Source organism: Aequorivita sp. 609 (assembly GCF_014212065.1).
Lineage (GTDB): Bacteria > Bacteroidota > Bacteroidia > Flavobacteriales > Flavobacteriaceae > Aequorivita > Aequorivita sinensis.
The window spans coordinates 137,306-155,989 of record NZ_JACJVM010000006.1 but is presented as its reverse complement, the minus strand read 5'-3'; the positions used below and the strand labels follow the sequence as shown (position 1 = coordinate 155,989).

General features: G+C 34.2%; 17 protein-coding genes. 11 read left to right on the top strand and 6 right to left on the bottom strand.

Annotated elements, in window-relative coordinates; genetic code table 11:
• Positions 1-208: 208 nt before the first annotated feature.
• Positions 209-2,149, bottom strand: coding sequence for a DNA topoisomerase (ATP-hydrolyzing) subunit B (gyrB, locus tag H4O20_RS04130; RefSeq protein WP_139855332.1), 1,941 nt, complete (start codon positions 2,147-2,149; stop codon positions 209-211).
• A gap of 310 nt (positions 2,150-2,459) precedes the next feature.
• Here gyrB and H4O20_RS04125 point away from each other — a divergent pair, with 310 nt between their 5' ends.
• Complete coding sequence (locus H4O20_RS04125) at positions 2,460-3,002, top strand: DUF2911 domain-containing protein (protein ID WP_185098365.1); 543 nt, start codon at positions 2,460-2,462, stop codon at positions 3,000-3,002.
• A gap of 82 nt (positions 3,003-3,084) precedes the next feature.
• Here the strand turns inward: H4O20_RS04125 and H4O20_RS04120 are convergent, their stop codons facing one another.
• Positions 3,085-3,714: a 7-carboxy-7-deazaguanine synthase QueE gene (locus H4O20_RS04120; RefSeq protein ID WP_185098364.1), complete on the bottom strand. Its 630-nt coding sequence runs from the start codon at positions 3,712-3,714 to the stop codon at positions 3,085-3,087.
• A 172-nt stretch (positions 3,715-3,886) separates the two neighbouring features.
• Between H4O20_RS04120 and H4O20_RS04115 the strand changes: the two genes are divergently transcribed.
• The 5 genes from H4O20_RS04115 (at position 3,887) to H4O20_RS04095 (ending at position 8,048) form a co-directional block, all read left to right on the top strand.
• The gene (locus H4O20_RS04115; protein WP_139855338.1) at positions 3,887-5,416 is read left to right on the top strand and encodes a helicase HerA-like domain-containing protein; all 1,530 of its coding nucleotides are present in this window, start codon (positions 3,887-3,889) and stop codon (positions 5,414-5,416) included.
• Positions 5,417-5,474: 58 nt separating this feature from the next.
• Positions 5,475-6,041, top strand: coding sequence for a hypothetical protein (locus H4O20_RS04110; protein ID WP_139855340.1), 567 nt, complete (start codon positions 5,475-5,477; stop codon positions 6,039-6,041).
• 89 nt (positions 6,042-6,130) lie between these two features.
• Positions 6,131-6,316: a hypothetical protein gene (locus H4O20_RS04105; protein ID WP_139855342.1), complete on the top strand. Its 186-nt coding sequence runs from the start codon at positions 6,131-6,133 to the stop codon at positions 6,314-6,316.
• A gap of 150 nt (positions 6,317-6,466) precedes the next feature.
• On the top strand, positions 6,467-7,516 hold the full coding sequence (locus tag H4O20_RS04100) for an AI-2E family transporter (RefSeq protein ID WP_185098363.1): 1,050 nt from the start codon (positions 6,467-6,469) through the stop codon (positions 7,514-7,516).
• A 91-nt stretch (positions 7,517-7,607) separates the two neighbouring features.
• Positions 7,608-8,048 carry a YkvA family protein gene (locus H4O20_RS04095; RefSeq protein WP_139855346.1) on the top strand — a complete coding sequence of 147 codons (441 nt, stop codon included), beginning with the start codon at positions 7,608-7,610 and terminating at the stop codon, positions 8,046-8,048.
• 3 nt (positions 8,049-8,051) lie between these two features.
• Here the strand turns inward: H4O20_RS04095 and H4O20_RS04090 are convergent, their stop codons facing one another.
• Together H4O20_RS04090 and ffh are read right to left on the bottom strand one after the other, a co-directional pair.
• Positions 8,052-8,933 (bottom strand): bifunctional 5,10-methylenetetrahydrofolate dehydrogenase/5,10-methenyltetrahydrofolate cyclohydrolase, encoded by an 882-nt coding sequence (locus H4O20_RS04090; RefSeq protein WP_139855348.1) that lies wholly within the window; start codon positions 8,931-8,933, stop codon positions 8,052-8,054.
• 262 nt (positions 8,934-9,195) lie between these two features.
• Positions 9,196-10,524, bottom strand: coding sequence for a signal recognition particle protein (ffh, locus tag H4O20_RS04085; RefSeq protein WP_139855350.1), 1,329 nt, complete (start codon positions 10,522-10,524; stop codon positions 9,196-9,198).
• Between the two features lie 268 nt (positions 10,525-10,792).
• On the opposite strand from ffh, the gene nhaA reads away from it, so the two are divergent.
• Positions 10,793-12,133 (top strand): Na+/H+ antiporter NhaA, encoded by a 1,341-nt coding sequence (gene nhaA / locus H4O20_RS04080; protein ID WP_185098362.1) that lies wholly within the window; start codon positions 10,793-10,795, stop codon positions 12,131-12,133.
• Positions 12,134-12,185: 52 nt separating this feature from the next.
• Here the strand turns inward: nhaA and H4O20_RS04075 are convergent, their stop codons facing one another.
• Both H4O20_RS04075 and H4O20_RS04070 read right to left on the bottom strand, forming a co-directional pair.
• Positions 12,186-13,292 (bottom strand): sensor histidine kinase, encoded by a 1,107-nt coding sequence (locus H4O20_RS04075; protein WP_185098361.1) that lies wholly within the window; start codon positions 13,290-13,292, stop codon positions 12,186-12,188.
• Positions 13,292-14,071 (bottom strand): LytTR family DNA-binding domain-containing protein, encoded by a 780-nt coding sequence (locus tag H4O20_RS04070; RefSeq protein WP_185098360.1) that lies wholly within the window; start codon positions 14,069-14,071, stop codon positions 13,292-13,294. Before H4O20_RS04070 ends, H4O20_RS04075 begins: the two co-directional genes overlap by 1 nt.
• 354 nt (positions 14,072-14,425) lie before the next feature.
• On the opposite strand from H4O20_RS04070, the gene H4O20_RS04065 reads away from it, so the two are divergent.
• The 4 genes from H4O20_RS04065 to H4O20_RS04050 all read left to right on the top strand — a co-directional run bounded on the left by H4O20_RS04065 (position 14,426) and on the right by H4O20_RS04050 (position 18,576).
• A complete protein-coding gene (locus H4O20_RS04065) occupies positions 14,426-16,168 on the top strand; it encodes an FG-GAP-like repeat-containing protein (protein WP_185098359.1) in 1,743 nt (580 codons plus the stop codon).
• Between the two features lie 179 nt (positions 16,169-16,347).
• Positions 16,348-16,677: a helix-turn-helix transcriptional regulator gene (locus H4O20_RS04060; protein WP_185098358.1), complete on the top strand. Its 330-nt coding sequence runs from the start codon at positions 16,348-16,350 to the stop codon at positions 16,675-16,677.
• 34 nt (positions 16,678-16,711) lie between these two features.
• Positions 16,712-17,602 (top strand): arsenite methyltransferase, encoded by an 891-nt coding sequence (locus H4O20_RS04055; RefSeq protein WP_185098357.1) that lies wholly within the window; start codon positions 16,712-16,714, stop codon positions 17,600-17,602.
• 254 nt (positions 17,603-17,856) lie between these two features.
• The gene (locus H4O20_RS04050) at positions 17,857-18,576 is read left to right on the top strand and encodes a carboxypeptidase-like regulatory domain-containing protein (RefSeq protein WP_185098356.1); all 720 of its coding nucleotides are present in this window, start codon (positions 17,857-17,859) and stop codon (positions 18,574-18,576) included.
• Positions 18,577-18,684 lie beyond the last annotated feature (108 nt).

Below are 18,684 nucleotides of genomic sequence, written 5' to 3'. Positions count from 1 at the left end.
AATCATTATGTGGTTATTGTTAATAGTGGTCAAATCGTTAAAGAAAATTATATTTTGACACCTATTTCAAAGCTCATTCTGAACTTGTCACAAAAGTACTATTATCTGCTTAAAATTATGATAACAAACGGTTAAAAACTAGAAAACCATTCCTAAAAAATTAGGAATGGGTTTTCATTATACTTACAAGATTTTGTAAACTGACAGATTATGCGTCAATATTCGCATAAATAGCATTTTTCTCGATAAACTCACGTCTTGGTGGAACCTCATCTCCCATTAGCATAGAGAAAACTCTATCTGCTTCTATTCCATTATCAATAGTTACTTGACGAAGCGTTCTAAATTCAGGATTCATAGTAGTATCCCAAAGTTGCTCAGCATTCATCTCCCCTAAACCTTTGTATCGTTGGATTGAAGCGCTACCACCAAACTTCTCGTTTAGTTCGTCGCGTTCTTTATCACTCCAAGCGTAATCTTTCTTGGCTCCTTTCTTCACTAAGTAAAGTGGTGGTGTTGCAATATATACACAACCAGCTTCAACTAGTTCTCTCATATATCGGAAGAAGAATGTAAGAATTAATGTTGCAATATGGCTACCATCCACATCCGCATCACACATAATTACTACTTTATGATAGCGTAATTTTGAAAGGTTAAGCGCTTTACTATCATCTTCAGTTCCGATAGTTACACCTAGAGCCGTGTAGATATTTCTGATTTCTTCGTTTTCAAAAACCTTGTGATGCATCGCTTTTTCAACGTTCAGAATTTTACCTCGAAGCGGAAGAATAGCTTGGAAATCACGATCACGACCTTGTTTAGCCGTACCACCTGCCGAATCTCCCTCCACAAGGAATACTTCACATTTTGTTGGATCTTGTTCAGCACAATCTGACAACTTTCCTGGTAATCCACCACCGCTCATTACAGTTTTACGCTGTACCATTTCACGAGCTTTTTTAGCTGCGTGACGAGCTTGAGCTGCTAAGATTACTTTTTGAACAATCGTTTTTGCATCGTTTGGATTTTCTTCCAAATAAATTTCAAGCATTTCAGAAACCGCCTGGCTCACTGCTGCAGTAACCTCACGGTTCCCTAATTTTGTTTTGGTCTGACCCTCAAACTGAGGTTCCTGTACTTTTACAGAAATAATCGCAGTTAATCCTTCACGGAAATCATCACCTGCAATTTCAAACTTAAGTTTGTCCAACATTCCTGAAGCATCCGCATACTTTTTCAAAGTTCGTGTTAACCCTGCACGGAAACCAGAAAGATGTGTACCCCCTTCGTGAGTATTAATATTGTTTACGTAAGAATGTAAATTCTCACTATAAGAAGTGTTATAAATCATAGCAACTTCAACAGGAATATCATTCTTTTCGCCTTCCATAGCAATCACACCACCAATAATTGGCTCACGATTTCCATCTAAGAAGCGAATAAATTCTTTTAAACCTTCTTCACTGTGGAATTTTTCTGTTTCAAATTCGCCTTTGTCATTTTTATGACGTTTATCTGTAACATAAATAGTTAAACCTCTATTTAGGAAAGCAAGCTCGCGCATTCTACTTGCAAGCGTATCATAACTATATTCAAGTGTTTGTTTGAATATATCTCCATCAGGTTTAAAGGTAACAATTGTACCACGTTGATCTGTTTCACCAACAACCTTAACAGGGTGCATTGCTTTTCCACGCTCATAAGACTGCTCGTAAATTTTACCATCGCGATAAACAGTTGCAGTTAACTTTTCAGCAAGTGCGTTTACAACAGAAACCCCAACTCCGTGAAGTCCTCCTGACACTTTATAAGAATCTTTATCGAATTTACCTCCAGCTCCAATTTTGGTCATTACAACCTCAAGTGCTGAAACTCCTTCTTTTTTATGGATATCTACTGGAATTCCACGTCCGTTATCCTCAACAGATATCGAATTATCTTCATTAATAATAACTTTTATCGTATCGCAATAGCCTCCCATTGCTTCATCAATGGAGTTATCAACCACCTCGTAAACCAAGTGGTGCAACCCTCGAACACCTACGTCCCCTATATACATCGATGGACGCATGCGCACGTGCTCCATTCCCTCTAACGCTTGAATCTGGTCGGCGCCGTAGCTACCTTTTTTCTGTTCTTCGCTCATATAATTATTTGAATGATTTTCAGTTTTTTTCGTAATGAACAAATATAACGAAATCCCCAATAAAATCAGGGGTTTACGCTAAATATATACGCTAAGTTATTAACAAATAACTGTGAAAAAACATTGTTTTTTAAATCACAATATTAAGTTTTGAATTTACCCCTAAAAATTAAACACTATTTCGGCATTATTTTACGTTTAAAACTATAATCATATTGAAAATCCGCATTTTAAACATACTTTTTATATATTATATGAAACAAATTTTTAATTCAATCGTCTAAACAGTAAGAATTCTGAAAATCAATACATGAAAAAATCACTCTTCATATTTTTTATCACCCTAACGGCATTTAGTTTTCAAAATTTAAATGCCCAAAGCTTCCCTAACCGGGATGCCTCACCAATGGACTTGGCAATTGCTAGACCATCTAAAAATGCGCCTCCGTTAGCAAGAGTTATATACAGTAGGCCAGAAAAAAACGGTAGAGATATTTTTGGAGGGCTAGTGCCTTATAATGAAGTTTGGCGTACAGGAGCAAATGAAGCAACAGAACTCACTACATACGAACCACTGATGTTCGGAAAGACTTTACTTCAACCTGGCTCATACACTCTTTATACAATTCCTAATACCGATAGTTGGACTATTATAATTAATAGCGAAACAAATGCTTGGGGTGCTTTTAACTACCAAAAAGAAAAAGATGTTGCACGAATTGAAGTTCCCTGTGTACAAGCTGTTGCTCCAATAGAGACACTTTCAATGATTTTTAAAACAGACAACAAAGGCACCACTCTACTTATAGGCTGGGATGATCATTATGTTGAGATTCCTTTTAAAAGGATTTAACCAACGCTTAATACAATATAAAAAATCGCCAAATTTCATAATTGATATTGAAATTTGGCGCTTTGCATTTATAAAATAAACCTTATGGAATATTTAAATATTTATGCGTTTGAAGTGAAACTTTCCACTGTGGATTCTGCATAACGTAATCCACAATTAATGGACTCATTTTTTCACGTTTACTCCACTCTGGTTGTAAGTAAAGAATACAATCTTTATTTACCTTAGCTGCTTGTTCTTCAGCAAATCTGAAATCATCTTTATTAAAGACAATTACTTTCAATTCGTTTGCTTTCTCATAAACCTCTTCAGTAGGCAACTTCAATTTTTTCGGTGAAAGGCAAATCCAATCCCAAGTTCCTGTGAGCTTATACGCCCCAGAAGTTTCAATGTGAATTTGCATCCCTCTTTGCTTTAACATTTCTGTTAATGGCCCCATATCCCATGTAAGCGGCTCTCCACCCGTTATCACAATAGTTTTTGAATATTTATCTGCATTTTCAACAATTGTTTCAATTGCTGTTGGCGGGTGTAAATCTGCATTCCAACTTTCCTTAACATCACACCAATGGCAACCAACATCGCAACCACCAACTCTTATAAAATAAGCAGCAGTTCCCTTGTGAAATCCTTCACCTTGAATAGTGTAGAATTCCTCCATTAAAGGAAGCATAACTCCCTTATTAACCAAATTTTGTATTTCCTTTTTCATCGCTGCAAAAATACCTTATTTGTTAGCAAAAACCCTAAAAACCAAAAATTAAAAACTTGAATTTACTAATATGAATAAATTTTAAAAGATTTTTTGAAATTTTGCACTTGGAACTAGGTGCTTTAAATGATTTGGCGCTTATATTTCTTACATTTGAACAAAATTTATGAAGATGGATAGAAAGCAAGCTTTTATAGATAGCATTAACTCTGGATACCAGACCAAAGGTGACTTTATAAACCTAGGTTCAGCGATGCTGGACGGAGAAACTATTAAAGATACTTTTATAAAAATCCCATTAAAAACACTTAACCGTCACGGGCTTATAGCTGGAGCGACGGGAACAGGAAAAACAAAAACACTTCAAATTCTCGCAGAAAATCTTTCTGAAAAAGGAATTCCTGTTTTGCTAATGGATGTTAAAGGTGATTTAAGTGGGATTGCACAACCAGGAGAAAATAATGCTAAAATTGAAGAACGCCATAATGCAATTGGCTTTCCCTACGAAGCAAAACAATTTCCTGCTGAAATTCTTTCTCTTTCAGACCAAGAAGGAGTGCGTCTACGAGCAACCGTAAGCGAATTTGGCCCTGTTTTACTATCGAGAATTTTAGACTTAACCGATACTCAGTCGGGGATTGTTTCAGTTATATTTAAGTACTGCGACGATCATAAAATGCCTCTTCTTGATTTAGAAGACTTCAAAAAAATACTGCAATACACCACCGAAGAAGGTAAAGATGAATTTAGCCAAGAGTACGGAAGAATTTCAACCGCCTCAACTGGAGCTATTCTTCGTAAAGTAATTGAACTTGAACAACAAGGAGCCGATTTGTTTTTTGGTGAAAAATCATTCGACCCACAAGATTTACTTCGTATAGATGAAAATGGTATGGGATATATCAACATTATTAGGTTGACTGATATTCAAGATCGCCCAAAATTATTTTCAACGTTTATGCTTAGTCTTCTGGCTGAAATATATGCTACATTCCCGGAACAAGGAGATAGCGGAAGACCAGAGTTAGTTATTTTTATAGATGAAGCACACTTAATTTTTAAAGAAGCAAGTAGCGCCTTACTTAATCAAATTGAAAGTATTGTTAAGTTAATTCGATCAAAAGGTGTTGGACTTTACTTTGTAACTCAAAATCCTACCGATGTACCAGACGCAGTTTTGGGTCAATTAGGATTGAAAATTCAACACGCACTTCGAGCTTTCACTGCAAAAGATAGAAAAGCTATAAAATTAACTGCTGAAAACTATCCACTTTCTGATTATTATAAAACCGATGAAGTTTTAACGGCCTTAGGAATTGGAGAAGCTTTAGTGAGTGCTTTAAATGAAAAAGGAATCCCTACTCCACTTGCGCGTACAATGCTTCGTGCTCCAATGAGTAGAATGGATATCCTTTCTGATGATGAATTAAAGAGTTTGCTGAAGAAGTCAAAACTCATCCCCAAATACAACGAAGTAATAAACAGGGAGAGTGCATACGAAATGTTGACCGAGAAAATAGAAATCGCCAACAGAGAAGAGGCAAAAGCAAAAGCAGAAAAAGAAAAGGAAGCTGCAAATAAATCTAGCAGCAGACGTTCTTCATCAAGAAGAAGTAGCTCTACAAACCCTTGGATTAAAACAATATCTAGCCCAACTGTAATAAGAAGTGTACTAGGAATTTTAAGTAAAATGATGAAATAACATCCCTTATAGGATTAAATATTAAAACAACTTATAAACCAGAATAACAAAAAAATAAATGAAAAAGACGTTAATTTTAGGTGCTGTAGCGGCATTATTATTTGTACAATGTAAAGAAGAGAAGGATCCTTACACAATTAATAAAGGAGTTATTGGGAGTTTGACAAGTGAAATTAAAATCAAGCAGATTGATTCAATTTTCGCAAATGATTCTATTGTAAAAATAAGCTCTTCTCCTAATGCTTTAGAAACTCAAGGAGAAGTAGAAATATATGAAAAGGGAGGAAAGAAATTAATGCTACTTTCACCTAAAAATGAATCTGACCCTAATTCACCAATAACTAATATTCAGGTTTTCGATTCACGTTTTAAAACAGACAAAGGATTAAATTCTGCAAGTAAGTTTAAAGATGTAAAAGCCAACTATACTGTTGAAAACATCCAAACTACCATTAATTCAATCGTTGTTTTCCTAAAAGATACCGACGTATATCTTACAATCGATAAAAAACATCTTCCTGAAGAATTGAGATACGATCCAGAAGTTAAAGTAGAAGCAACTCAAATACCAGATGATGCGCCTTTCAAATACTTTATGATTGGATGGGAACCAACTGCAGAGTAATTTATAGCTGCAAAGGTTTTGTTAAGATTCATTAAGTATTGTTTTGTTTCCTTTAATTTTAATCCGATTAACTATTAAAAAACTGAATTATGATTAAAATTTTAGGTTTTATTTTAACAATAGCAGGAGGTATTGCTCTAGTGATGGGTGTTCTTGGAGCCTTTGGCAGTCTTAATGTTGGCATGAGCCCTTGGGCCCTTATAATACTAGGAGTAGTATTCTTTCTTGCTGGAATTGGTCTTTTAAAAAACCGAAAAGATACCGATCAAACTTAAATAATAAACCTCTTGGTCATCAAGAGGTTTTCTTTTAAAACACTCCTTCTACCCAATTAATCTCTCTATATTAGTTTACAAATTCAAAATTGTAAATAAATTTAAAGTGATTAGTCTAAGCTTTAACAACCAATCCTAAGTATTTGAATAATGAAAGAAATACCGCCACAAATAATCAGACAAGTTTTCGTGATTTTACTCATTCTTTTAATGGGTACTCTTATTTTTCGTGAACTTTTACCATACCTCACAGGCGTTTTGGGAGCAATTACTATTTATGTACTTATGCGTAAATGGATGGTTAAATTGGTTAAAAAGAAAAAATGGAATCCATCATTAGCCGCTACTTTCTTAATGGTAATATCCTTTGTTGGGATTTTGATTCCCATATCGGGAATTATCTGGATGCTAACTAATAAAATAGGAAAAGCAGCGGAAAATTCAGCAGATGTAATCAACGCCCTTAAAAACCAATTAAAGGATGTAGAAGAGAGATTAGGTTACGATTTTGTTTCAAACATAGATACTTCGGCAATTACCGGATGGCTTACCGAAAACCTACAAGGGTTTGCAGGGGGTACTTTCAATGCTTTTATAGCAATTGGACTTATGTACTTTATCCTCTTTTATATGTTTACTAACCGTAGAGATTTAAAAGAATCTTTAAAGGATTATATCCCGATGGATCGTGACAACATTAAGGAAATTGGAAAAGAGATTCAGGCTATGGTACGCTCGAACGCCTTAGGCATCCCCTTGGTTGCTGTAGCACAAGGGATAGTTGCTTTAATAGGATTTCTAATCTTTGGAATTGAAGATCCCTTTTTCTGGTTCGTTATTGTAACTATCGGAAGCATGATTCCTTTCGTTGGTACTTTAGTTGGTATTTTACCCGTGTTTGTACTCACTCTTTCATCTGGAGACAACTTTCAAGCTTGGGGTATTCTTATTTATGGATTTGTAGTAGTAGGTTCTACAGACAACATTATTAGACTTTATGTTCTTAAAAAACTAGATGATGTACATCCCTTAGTTACCTTAATAGGAGTTATAGTTGGAGTACCACTCTTTGGGTTTATTGGACTAATTTTTGGCCCTCTCTTAATTAGCTTATTTATGGTGATTGTTAAGATTTACAGAAAAGAATACGGGAAATTAGATATGTCTTCTAAGCAAACTGAAGAACCACAAGAACTGTAGGGTTTAACTAATTTTCTCAATTCCTGATTTTTATAACAAAATTTTAAAACTTTCAACCTCAGCAATATTGTATCTTTAAAAGAAAAAATTTATGTCATTTAAAGGAATATTTTCAAAAAAGAACTTCAATCCAGGGAATCGAGATTCAGGTGTTACTGAAGATTATTTAGAGGAGGAAGTGGCTAAAATTAACGATGACGATGTTGAGATCGTTCTTCAAAACGAAGAAGAAATAAACAAGAAATTTAGCGGAGCTAATTCCTTATCAAAATACGCCGAACTAGGAAAGATTATGATAGGAATGCTTAAAGATATTAAGAACAGAGTCTACCCTGAAATCCCGTGGTTTACTATCGCAACAATCGTATTGGCTTTACTATATGTTCTTAACCCTTTTGATATTATTCCAGATTTTATACCAGGAATAGGGTATATAGATGATGTTTCAGTACTAGCTATAGGAACAGGTTGGATTGAAAGTGACCTACACAAATATCTTGATTGGAAAATAAAAGAAGGCAAAGGCCTTTAAGCCTTAATTATGCCTTCTTCTTTCTCTTGCTAACAATGTGTTTTTAAGCAGCATTGCAATAGTCATTGGCCCAACTCCACCAGGAACAGGTGTAATAAATGATGCTTTTTTGCTTACATTTTCAAAATCTACATCACCAGTAATTACATATCCTTTTGGCTTGCTTGGGTCTTCTACTCTTGTAATTCCCACGTCTATAATAACAGCGTCATCTTTAACCATTTCAGCTTTTAGGAAGTTAGGAACTCCAAGTGCTGAAATAATAATATCTGCTTGGGTGGTAATTTGAGAAATGTTTTTTGTATTACTGTGTGTTAGGGTAACAGTACTATTTCCTGGCCAGCCTTTACGGCTCATTAAAATACTCATAGGACGCCCTACAATATGGCTTCTTCCTATAACGACAGTGTGTTTACCTTTGGTATCAACTTTATAACGTTGAAGTAATTCAAGTATTCCAAATGGCGTAGCTGGAATAAATGTACTCATATCCAAAGCCATTTTTCCAAAGTTTTCAGGATGGAAACCATCTACATCTTTTGAAGGATCTACCGTAAGTAATACTTTTTGTGTATCAATTTGTGGAGGTAATGGAAGTTGAACTATAAATCCGTCGATATTATCGTCTTCATTTAATTCCTTAATTTTTTTCAACAACTCTAGCTCACTCGTTGTTTCAGGCATTTGTACTAGTGTAGATTCAAAACCAACACGTTCACAAGCTTTAACCTTACTGCCAACGTAAGTAAGACTCGCACCATCATTTCCTACAATGATTGCCGCTAGATGTGGAACTTTTTCGTTTTTTGCCTTCATCTTTTCAACTTCGGCAGCAATCTCATTTTTAATATCGTTACTTACTTTTTTTCCGTCTAGAATAGTCATGGTTGAATTTAATGTATTCAGCGGCTGTTGCTGTTAGTTGTAAACCACACTCCAACTTTGCCTGGTTATCAAAAAAATATAATTATATACTTACTTAGTTTTTTCACTTTTAGCTTTAAAACTGTTTTTATCTTTAAAAATCTTAGACATCTACATTATTTTCAATGGCTACAAAAAACAGTAATAATGAATTAGCAAAGCGATTAAAAAACAGTCGGAAAAACTTTTAAAAAAGTAATTCTTTCTGAAAATTTTGGAAAGCTTAACGCATTTTACTCATAGCTTGCATCATCTTTCTTCCGCCGCCACCTTGCATCATTTTCATCATTTTGCTCATCTGGTCAAACTGCTTTAGCAATTGATTTACTTGCTGAACGCTAGTTCCACTACCTTTAGCAATACGCTTTTTTCTGCTTCCGTTAATCACAGACGGCTGAGATCTTTCAGTTGGTGTCATTGAATGAATAATAGCTTCAATTCCTTTAAAAGCATCGTCATCAATATCAACATCTTTTAGGGCTTTCCCAGCTCCAGGAATCATCCCTACAAGATCCTTCATACTACCCATTTTCTTAACCTGTTGAATTTGGTTAAGGAAATCGTCAAAACCAAATTGGTTTTTAGCAATTTTCTTCTGAAGTTTTCTTGCTTCTTCTTCGTCAAATTGTTCTTGTGCTCTTTCAACTAAGGAAACAACGTCTCCCATCCCCAAGATACGATCTGCCATACGTTCCGGGTGGAAAACATCGATGGCATCCATCTTTTCACCTGTACCAATAAATTTAATTGGTTTATTTACAACACTCTTAATAGAGATGGCAGCACCTCCACGAGTATCACCATCTAATTTAGTAAGTACAACCCCATCAAAGTTTAACCTTTCGTTAAAAGCTTTAGCTGTATTTACAGCATCTTGACCTGTCATGGCATCAACAACGAAAAGGGTTTCCTGAGGATTTATTGCTTGGTGAACATTCGCGATTTCTGTCATCATCGCTTCATCTATAGCCAAACGTCCAGCAGTATCGACAATAACAACATTAAATCCGTTTGTCTTAGCATGTTCAATTGCGTTTTGCGCTATTTGAACAGGGTTTTTATTTTCAGGTTCACTATAAACCTCAACACCTATTTGGTCTCCAACTACGTGCAACTGATTAATTGCTGCAGGACGATAAACATCACAGGCAACCAATAGTGGTTTCTTAGTCTTTTTAGTTTTTAAGAAATTAGCAAGTTTTCCAGAGAATGTGGTTTTACCACTACCCTGAAGACCAGACATTAAGATAACAGTAGGCGCACCACTTAAGTTAATACCAGCAGTTTCACCACCCATCAATTGAGTAAGTTCGTCTTTTACCAACTTAACCATCAATTGACCAGGTTGAAGTGTAGTAAGTACGTCTTGACCTAATGCTTTTTCTTTTACCGTATTGGTAAATTCCTTAGCAGTTTTAAAGTTAACGTCGGCATCCAAAAGAGCGCGACGCACCTCCTTTAAAGTTTCTGCTACGTTTACTTCGGTAATACTACCGTGACCTTTTAATACGTGTAACGCTTTGTCCAGCTTATCGCTTAAATTATCGAACATATTCTTGCTTTCTTTATATTATTAACTCTTTAGCTAAAGCTATTGAATTGGAGTGCAAAGATAACACTATGGAAGGGAGTATCAAAAAAGTACACTGTATTATATGTGCCTTAAACTAGGTTTTTTACTAATTTTAAATATATTCGTGTTGTGGGGTTGTACTTAAAAAAATCATAATTTTTTCATAAATCGATTTAAAGCACCCTTCTACACATAACAAAACCACCTCGAATTTGTTATATTGCCCCCTTTACATAAGAAATAGAATATGAAAGAAGCTATACTCTCCCCTTTTCAAAAGTTTGTTAAACTCCAAAGTGCTACTGGTATCCTATTACTAGCTACTACTATAATTGCTTTAGTTTGGGCAAATAGTCCCTTTGCAGATAGTTACTCATCACTTTGGGAATATGAATTGGGTATAGTTACCGATAATTTTGAATTGAAAAAACCCTTGCTACTTTGGGTTAATGATGGGCTTATGGCCATTTTCTTTTTCTTGATTGGTCTTGAGATTAAAAGGGAATTTTTAATTGGTGAACTTAATTCCACCAAAAAAGTTATGTTCCCTTTGTTTGGGGCACTGGGAGGAATTGTATTGCCTGTATTACTGTTTATATTAATAAACCAAAACCCCGAAACCCTTAAAGGTTGGGGAATTCCTATGGCTACCGATATTGCCTTTTCGTTGGCAATCTTAAAAGTTCTTGGTGATCGCGTACCCTTAAGTTTAAAGATCTTTTTAACCGCATTTGCTATTGTTGATGACCTAGGTGCTGTACTTGTAATTGCTATCTTCTATAGTGGTAGTTTAGACCTTGTGTTATTGGGATCTGCACTTGCATTTTTGGCCTTCGTTTATTTCATTAGCTACAAAGGTTTTTACTCTAAGTATTTAACTATGCTTTTTGGATTTATAGTTTGGTTACTGTTCCTTAAAGCTGGACTACACCCAACTTTAGCAGGTATTTTAATGGCTTTTGCAGTACCGGTTCGTCAAAAAATTAGCACTCACGAATTCTCTCATCAACTTGAAGGAATTGTAAAATCTATAAAACAAAGCACCACGCTTCAGAAACCAGTACTTTCAGCTGAACAGCTAGTACTGATTGACGACTTAGAGGATTGGGCAGACAAGTACCGATCACCTTTACAGGCTTTAGAGCATGAACTTCACAATGTGGTTGCATTTATTGTAATTCCAATTTTTGCTCTTGCAAATGCTGGAGTGGCACTTTCAAGTGATACTGGACTTGAAAACACCTTGGTTATAAATATTATAATATGTTTAATTCTAGGGAAGAGTATAGGTATATCAACGACAATCTTTTTAGCTAGAAAGTTTAAAATTATCACTGTACCTAGTGATATTACAAACAAGCAAATAATTGGAGTATCTTTCCTTGCAGGTATCGGATTTACAATGGCTATTTTTATCGCCAGCTTGGCATTCAATACACATCCTGAGTATATAGATTCTGCTAAAATAGGAATCCTTATTGGCTCATTCCTTTCAGCTATTATTGGCTATGTATTACTTTACTACAAATCCCATAAAGGGCAGTTTAATCACAATCCAAACGTTGTGAAAACAACAGAAGAAAATTAAATATGAGGTCGAGCGTAAAGCGATGAAAATAAAATTTGTACTCGATTCTTAATTATATATTTAAAGGAATTCTCATAAAAGTGACGACCGTGTTGTCACTTTTATTGTTTTCCACAAAAAACTCTATTTCGTTTCCGTATAGCGTATTTAGTCTATCTTGAGTGTTTTTTAGACCAGTTCCTTTATGTAACAAAGCTTTAAAAGAATCTGTAAGTGGCTCACCATTATTTTTGATTTCAATAAAAAGATAATCAGTATTCTTATAAATTTTCAATTTTACTTTTATCTCGGTATTATTATAACCATAACCGTGCTTTATTGCATTTTCGAAAATAGGTTGTAAAAGCATATGGGGCACAAGTACATCTTGCACATCGCTATTAATATCCTTCTCCACCAATAGATGATCTGAAAATCTGATGGAAATAATTTCAATATACTTATCCAAAAGAGCGAGTTCTCTGTGAAGAGGTATCAAATTCTCATCTTTATAATCCAATATATCTCTAAAAAGATCTCCGAAATCAGCTATTAGGTTCTGAGCTTTTTCTTTGTCAATTTCTATTAATGCTGAAATACTATTAAGGGTGTTAAAAATAAAGTGAGGGTGTAGTTGCGCCTTCAACATATTGAGTTTGGCTGTTGCCAAATGCGTTTCCACCTGTGCTTTTTGGATTTCGATATTGCGAACTTTTTTAATGTAATAATAGACGTTTATTATTCCTATCATAGCAAAGTAAACTAGAAAGTTCACTTCTACTACTGAAACAAAATAATCAAAAGACAGATATCGTGATGCTTCAGAAAAAGAGGTTTCTCCAATTAATAATGATATTACAGCAGTCATAAAAAAGATGAAGTACCCAATAAAAAAGGAAAAGAAAACATGCACCCAAATAATCTTCTTCCATCCCTTAACGCCCCATTTCTCGAACATCAACTTTGTTAATATGCTAATAAAAGTCATAAACAATATAACCACAACCCAATCTATAAGAACACCGTAGTTAAAAAGTTTTCCCCAACTTAATGGACCATAACTAGTTGTACCTATAATTTTCCAATAGCTTTTTTTTAATTGTACCAATAACACAACTATGGTATAAAAAAGGGCTAGGTATTTAAGGAGATTAATATCGATGTGTTTTTTTAATCCCATTACACTCCCATGTTTTTTAATAGGTCCTTACGATAGCTTTTACTAACTCTAAAAAGTGAAGCGTCCTTCATTAGCACATCAATTTCACCAAAATTTGAATGTATTACTTTATCTAAGAAATGAGTATTTATTATAGTAGAACGGTGAATTCTAATCATTTGATTACTATTCATTTTACTCATCAAGTTTTGAAGAGAATCCCGAAGAACATGTTTTTTCTGCGCCGTACAAATTTCAACATAGCTTCCTGAAGCTAATATATATTGAATATCTAAATAATTAATAAAGGACACGGTATTGCCAATTTTTATCGGAAATTTATCCTTTAAAATATTCTTACTTTTTTGAGAACCTTCATTATCAATATATTGAAAGAGTTTTTTGAATTTGTCTTCCAAGCTGTTTTCGGTTTCTTTAAAAAATTGCTGTTTTGCTCTAGCTACAGCTTGCTGAAACCGTTCTTTTTTAAATGGTTTAAGTAAATAATCTAAAGCGAAAGCATCAAAAGCTCTTACCGCATACGCATCAAAAGCTGTGACAAAAATGACCATCGGTTTTTTTTCAGTTTTTAAATTCTTTAAAACATCAAAACCATTCATATCCTTCATTTGAATATCTAAAAAAATAATATCTGGCTGTAATTCTTCTATATTTAAAATTGCCTCCTTACCTGTTTTGCACTGCCCGAGAAGTTTTAAACCGTTCTCCTCCTCTACCATTGAAAGTAATCGCTTTCTAGCTAAAGGTTCATCATCTATTATTAAGCAGCTAATTTTCATGCGATAAGGTAGTTTTAAAATTCGATAGAAATTTTACAAAGTAAATGTAGTAAAACCTAGTTGTTATTTTAGTTGAATAAATTATTTCCACACTCAAAATTCTATACTTAAAACTCATATTTGGTTCATCTACATCAAATATTAAGCGATTCACATCTTATTATGAAAGTGCAAAAATCTTAAGCTATCATAAGATTTCAATATATGACATTTAAGTTTTTAAAACAGATTGAAGGTGGTTCAAAACAATATTCTTCTATTCACAACAAACACCTAATAGACAAGGCTTTTAAAAATTAATTTCACACCTGTAAAGTACTTGCACAATCTAAAAACTTAAAAAACCAAGCTGTTATGATTAAAACTATTATACCTTTTAGCTTTTGCTTCATTGCATTAATTTCAGAATACACCAATGCCCAATCTTTTGAAGAGACAACTCTGGACGATATTACTACAACTCCATCTGCTTCGCGAAGTGCTAACTTTGTTGATGTAAATGGAGATGGTTGGGACGACATTTTCTTTACCAACGGCCCTGCATCAGGTCAAAACAATATGCTGTACATAAATAATGGTAACGGCACTTTTACCACGGTTACAACAGACGACATAGTTTTAGACAACGACCGTTCAGATGGCGCGAGTTTCGCCGATGTTGATAATGATGGAGATTTGGATGCTTTGGTAGTAACCTATGGTAGAAATGGTGTTGGAAAGAAAAATTATTTCTATAGAAACAATGGCGATGGCACATTTAACTATGAACCGAGTAACGCTATTGGAGCGCCTTTAACCTACTCTGAAATGGCAAATTGGATAGACCTCAACAACGACCAATATATGGATGCCTATATTACAAACAGTATAGTTTCTACTAGAAACCTATACTTCGAAAATCAAGGTGATGGATCTTTTGAAGCGGTAACTGGTCTATCGATTACTAATGAAACTCTTGCTTCCCGCTCAATTAATTGGATTGATTATGATGGTGATGGCGACAGTGACTTATTCATAACCAATGAAAACAATTCTACAAATTCGCTATACAGAAATGATGGACCTAACAACTTCACACAAATCACCAATTTATCTATTACTCAAAACGGAAAAAACTCTGCTGGAAGCTCTTGGGCAGATGTAGATAATGATGGTGATTTCGACTTATTTGTTGCTAACTGGAACGGACAAGCAAACCAGTTATTTATCAATGAAAATGGCACTTTCATAGAACAAGTAAATTCTGAAATCGCTTCGGAAATTGGAAGTTCGTTTGGCTCTGCCTTTGCCGATGTTGATAATGATGGTGATTTAGATTTACTTGTTTGCAATGCATATTATACCGGACAAACTACAAATTCACTTTATATAAACGATGGTTTTGGAAATTTCACAAAAGATACAACTAGCAGTTTAGCCAACCACCAAGGAAATACTTTTGGTTGTGCTTTTGGAGACTACAATAATGACGGTTGGCTAGATGTTATTTTAGCAAACACCCTAAACGAAAACCAAAGCAATTCATTATTTAAAAATACTGGAAGTGGAAATAATTGGATTAAAATTAAATGTGTTGGAAATCCGTCTAACGGTTCAGCCATAGGTGCAAAGGTTAAAGTAAAAGCTACGATTAATGGAAATGAAATTTGGCAGATGCGTCAAATTGAAGCTGCAAGTGGATATTGTAGTCAAAATAGTTACACCAATCATTTTGGATTGGGTGATGCTACTAATATTTCTGAAATAATCATAGAATGGCCTTCAGGCGCAGTACAAACTTTTAGTGATATTAATAAAAACAAGACTTACGAAGTAGTTGAAGGAAACGATATACAATTGAGTACAAACACTCAAAATACTCTGGACTACGTAGTTTTTCCAGTGCCTGCAGATGATGTTTTAATAATACACTTCCCTATTAACACATTGAAATCGACAATCTCAATTTTTGATATAAACGGTAGAAAAGTAAAAAGTGAAATCAATAATAATCAGACTTCTACAGCTATTGAAGTAAGTGATTTAAGTGCAGGCGAATACGTTCTAAAAATATCAAATGAAGATAAAATTACATCGCAAAAAATAATTATTAAATAGAAATTTTCATTCTTCTATTTTTCTAAGCGTAAAGACGTGTAAGATTTCCTTAGCGAAATTCTACACGTTTCTTGGTTTATTAGAAATTCACTTTGCCAAATTTATTATAAAAATTAAATGCATTAATAATATTTTCATACTTTAATCGTAATATTGCAATGTATTAATTAACTCAAAAAATGGGAATCACTAAATCTGAAAAATTCACAGAACAGCAAAATCAAATTGCAAACTTTGCAAAGGCCTTTGGTCATCCAGCTCGCGTAGCTATTCTTCAGCATTTATTCAAAATCAACACCTGTATTTGTGGTGATTTGGTTGAAGAAATCGGACTAGCCCAACCTACTATTAGCCAGCATTTAAAAGAGTTGAAAAACTTAGGATTAATTAAAGGAAATATAGAAGGTACTAAGGTTTGCTATTGTATTCATAAAGAAAATTGGACCAAAATGAAGTTAGTTATGCACGAATTTTTAGACCAAGATATTCTTACAACAGAGTGCTGCTAAACAAATACGCATCATCACACATAAAACATATACTATGAAAAACGAACAAGAATTAAAAGATATCGTCAAAGAACGTTATACCAAAATCGCAGAACAAGGCAAAGCTGAAAATGCAGCTTCCTGCTGTGGCGCAACCACTCCATCAAATAAAGTTTACAACATTATGATGGACGATTACTCCAAAACTAAGGGGTACTCTGAAGATGCTGATTTAGGTTTAGGATGTGGTCTTCCTACAGAATTTGCACACATTAAAAAAGGCGATACTGTAATCGATTTAGGCTCTGGTGCTGGTAATGACTGTTTTGTTGCTAGACATGAAACAGGTGCAGAAGGAAAAGTTATTGGTATCGACTTCACTCCTATTATGATTCAAAAAGCGCGTATGAACGCTGATAAATTAGGCTATAACAACGTTGAGTTTAGAGAAGGTGATATAGACGCAATGCCGGTTGGTGACGACACCGCCGATGTAATTGTAAGTAACTGTGTATTAAACCTTGTTCCTAACAAGCAAAAAGTTATTGGTGAAATCTATAGAGTTTTAAAGCCAGGAGGACATTTCAGTATTTCTGATGTTGTATTAGTTGGCAATCTTCCTGATGCCTTAAAAGAAGACGCCGAAATGTATGCAGGATGTGTAGCTGGAGCAATTCAGAAACAAGAATACCTTCAATTTATTCAAGATGCAGGATTTGTAAATGTTCAAATTCAAAAGGAAAAACCAATTGTTATTCCAGATGATATTCTTGAAAAATATCTTTCAAATGAAGAGGTAAACGCTTTTAATAATTCAGATACAGGAATATTTAGTATTACTGTTTACGCAGAAAAAGAAGGCGAGAAATCAAACAAACCTAAATTAAAACTAGCAGACATTCAAGACAACACTTCTTGCTGTGGTCCAGCTTCAAGCTGCTGCTAATAAACAGAGATATTGCATTTAAAGCAACGCCTCTTTCCTTCTTTGGAAAGGGGCGTTTTAAGTTAATTTTGGACCGAAATAAACTTAACCTGTTATAAGTAAATACTAATTCTTAGTTAAAAGAATTAGAGTCTAAAAATCCTTACTAATTTTTGAATTAAATTCGATAACTAATCGATTTATTAATGACGGGGATTTTCAAAATTTATCACGCAACAAAAACAAAATTTTTTTTTAGATTTTTAACGGTACTATTGATAATCCTTTTCAGCAGCAGTTTATATTCTCAAAGACAACAATTAGAAGGAAATATTAATGCAGCCGACGATATTGACGTTGAAGGTGTCAATATTTTTAATGCTTCTACAAATAAAGGAACCGTTACCGATGCAAATGGGAGGTTTTTAATTTCGGTAAAAGAAAAAGATACGCTTTCTATTTCCGCTATTCATATTCAAACAAAAACATTAATTATCGGTGCCGAACAAATGACTAACAAGAAAATCATAATTCATCTTAATGAAAAGATGAACGAATTAGGCACAGTTACTTTAAGAAAACCCCTTACTGGATACATAGGTTCTGATGCTAAAATAATTCCAATACAGGAAACAATAACAGCAACTAGCATGGGAATTCCAAATGCCGATAAACCAAAACTTACTAAAACACAAAGGCAATTGTACGCAGCAAATTCTGGACCTGTAGATGCGGTGGTAAATATGATTTCAGGAAGGACTAAAATGCTAAAAAAACGTTTGGAATTCGATAAAACCGCAGCGTTAACCCTAACGCTCCTTGATAAATTTCCAGAAACCTATTTTACAGATGAATTAAATATTGAAAAACTGAAAATCTATTCTTTTATTTTCTTCTGCGAGGCTGATCCAGACTATCAAAAAACAATAAAACAAAGCACCATTGAAATTCTTGATTTTTTAAAACGAAAGAGCAGAGAGTTCAAAAACCAATAATTCCAAAAGCTAAATTTGTATTAAAAGAGCTTTCAAAAATGTATTACGGTTTTTCCTTTTTAACTTTGTTCTAGATTTAGCCTATGGCTAATCAAATTATAAATTGTG

Excerpts from the sequence above, each read along its gene's own strand:
- gyrB (WP_139855332.1), bottom strand. The coding sequence starts at position 2,149 with ATGAGCGAAGAACAGAAAAAAGGTAGCTACGGCGCCGACCAGATTCAA.
- H4O20_RS04125 (WP_185098365.1), top strand. The coding sequence starts at position 2,460 with ATGAAAAAATCACTCTTCATATTTTTTATCACCCTAACGGCATTTAGT.
- H4O20_RS04120 (WP_185098364.1), bottom strand. The coding sequence starts at position 3,714 with ATGAAAAAGGAAATACAAAATTTGGTTAATAAGGGAGTTATGCTTCCT.
- H4O20_RS04115 (WP_139855338.1), top strand. The coding sequence starts at position 3,887 with ATGGATAGAAAGCAAGCTTTTATAGATAGCATTAACTCTGGATACCAG.
- H4O20_RS04110 (WP_139855340.1), top strand. The coding sequence starts at position 5,475 with ATGAAAAAGACGTTAATTTTAGGTGCTGTAGCGGCATTATTATTTGTA.
- H4O20_RS04105 (WP_139855342.1), top strand. The coding sequence starts at position 6,131 with ATGATTAAAATTTTAGGTTTTATTTTAACAATAGCAGGAGGTATTGCT.
- H4O20_RS04100 (WP_185098363.1), top strand. The coding sequence starts at position 6,467 with ATGAAAGAAATACCGCCACAAATAATCAGACAAGTTTTCGTGATTTTA.
- H4O20_RS04095 (WP_139855346.1), top strand. The coding sequence starts at position 7,608 with ATGTCATTTAAAGGAATATTTTCAAAAAAGAACTTCAATCCAGGGAAT.
- H4O20_RS04090 (WP_139855348.1), bottom strand. The coding sequence starts at position 8,933 with ATGACTATTCTAGACGGAAAAAAAGTAAGTAACGATATTAAAAATGAG.
- ffh (WP_139855350.1), bottom strand. The coding sequence starts at position 10,524 with ATGTTCGATAATTTAAGCGATAAGCTGGACAAAGCGTTACACGTATTA.
- nhaA (WP_185098362.1), top strand. The coding sequence starts at position 10,793 with ATGAAAGAAGCTATACTCTCCCCTTTTCAAAAGTTTGTTAAACTCCAA.
- H4O20_RS04075 (WP_185098361.1), bottom strand. The coding sequence starts at position 13,292 with ATGGGATTAAAAAAACACATCGATATTAATCTCCTTAAATACCTAGCC.
- H4O20_RS04070 (WP_185098360.1), bottom strand. The coding sequence starts at position 14,071 with ATGAAAATTAGCTGCTTAATAATAGATGATGAACCTTTAGCTAGAAAG.
- H4O20_RS04065 (WP_185098359.1), top strand. The coding sequence starts at position 14,426 with ATGATTAAAACTATTATACCTTTTAGCTTTTGCTTCATTGCATTAATT.
- H4O20_RS04060 (WP_185098358.1), top strand. The coding sequence starts at position 16,348 with ATGGGAATCACTAAATCTGAAAAATTCACAGAACAGCAAAATCAAATT.
- H4O20_RS04055 (WP_185098357.1), top strand. The coding sequence starts at position 16,712 with ATGAAAAACGAACAAGAATTAAAAGATATCGTCAAAGAACGTTATACC.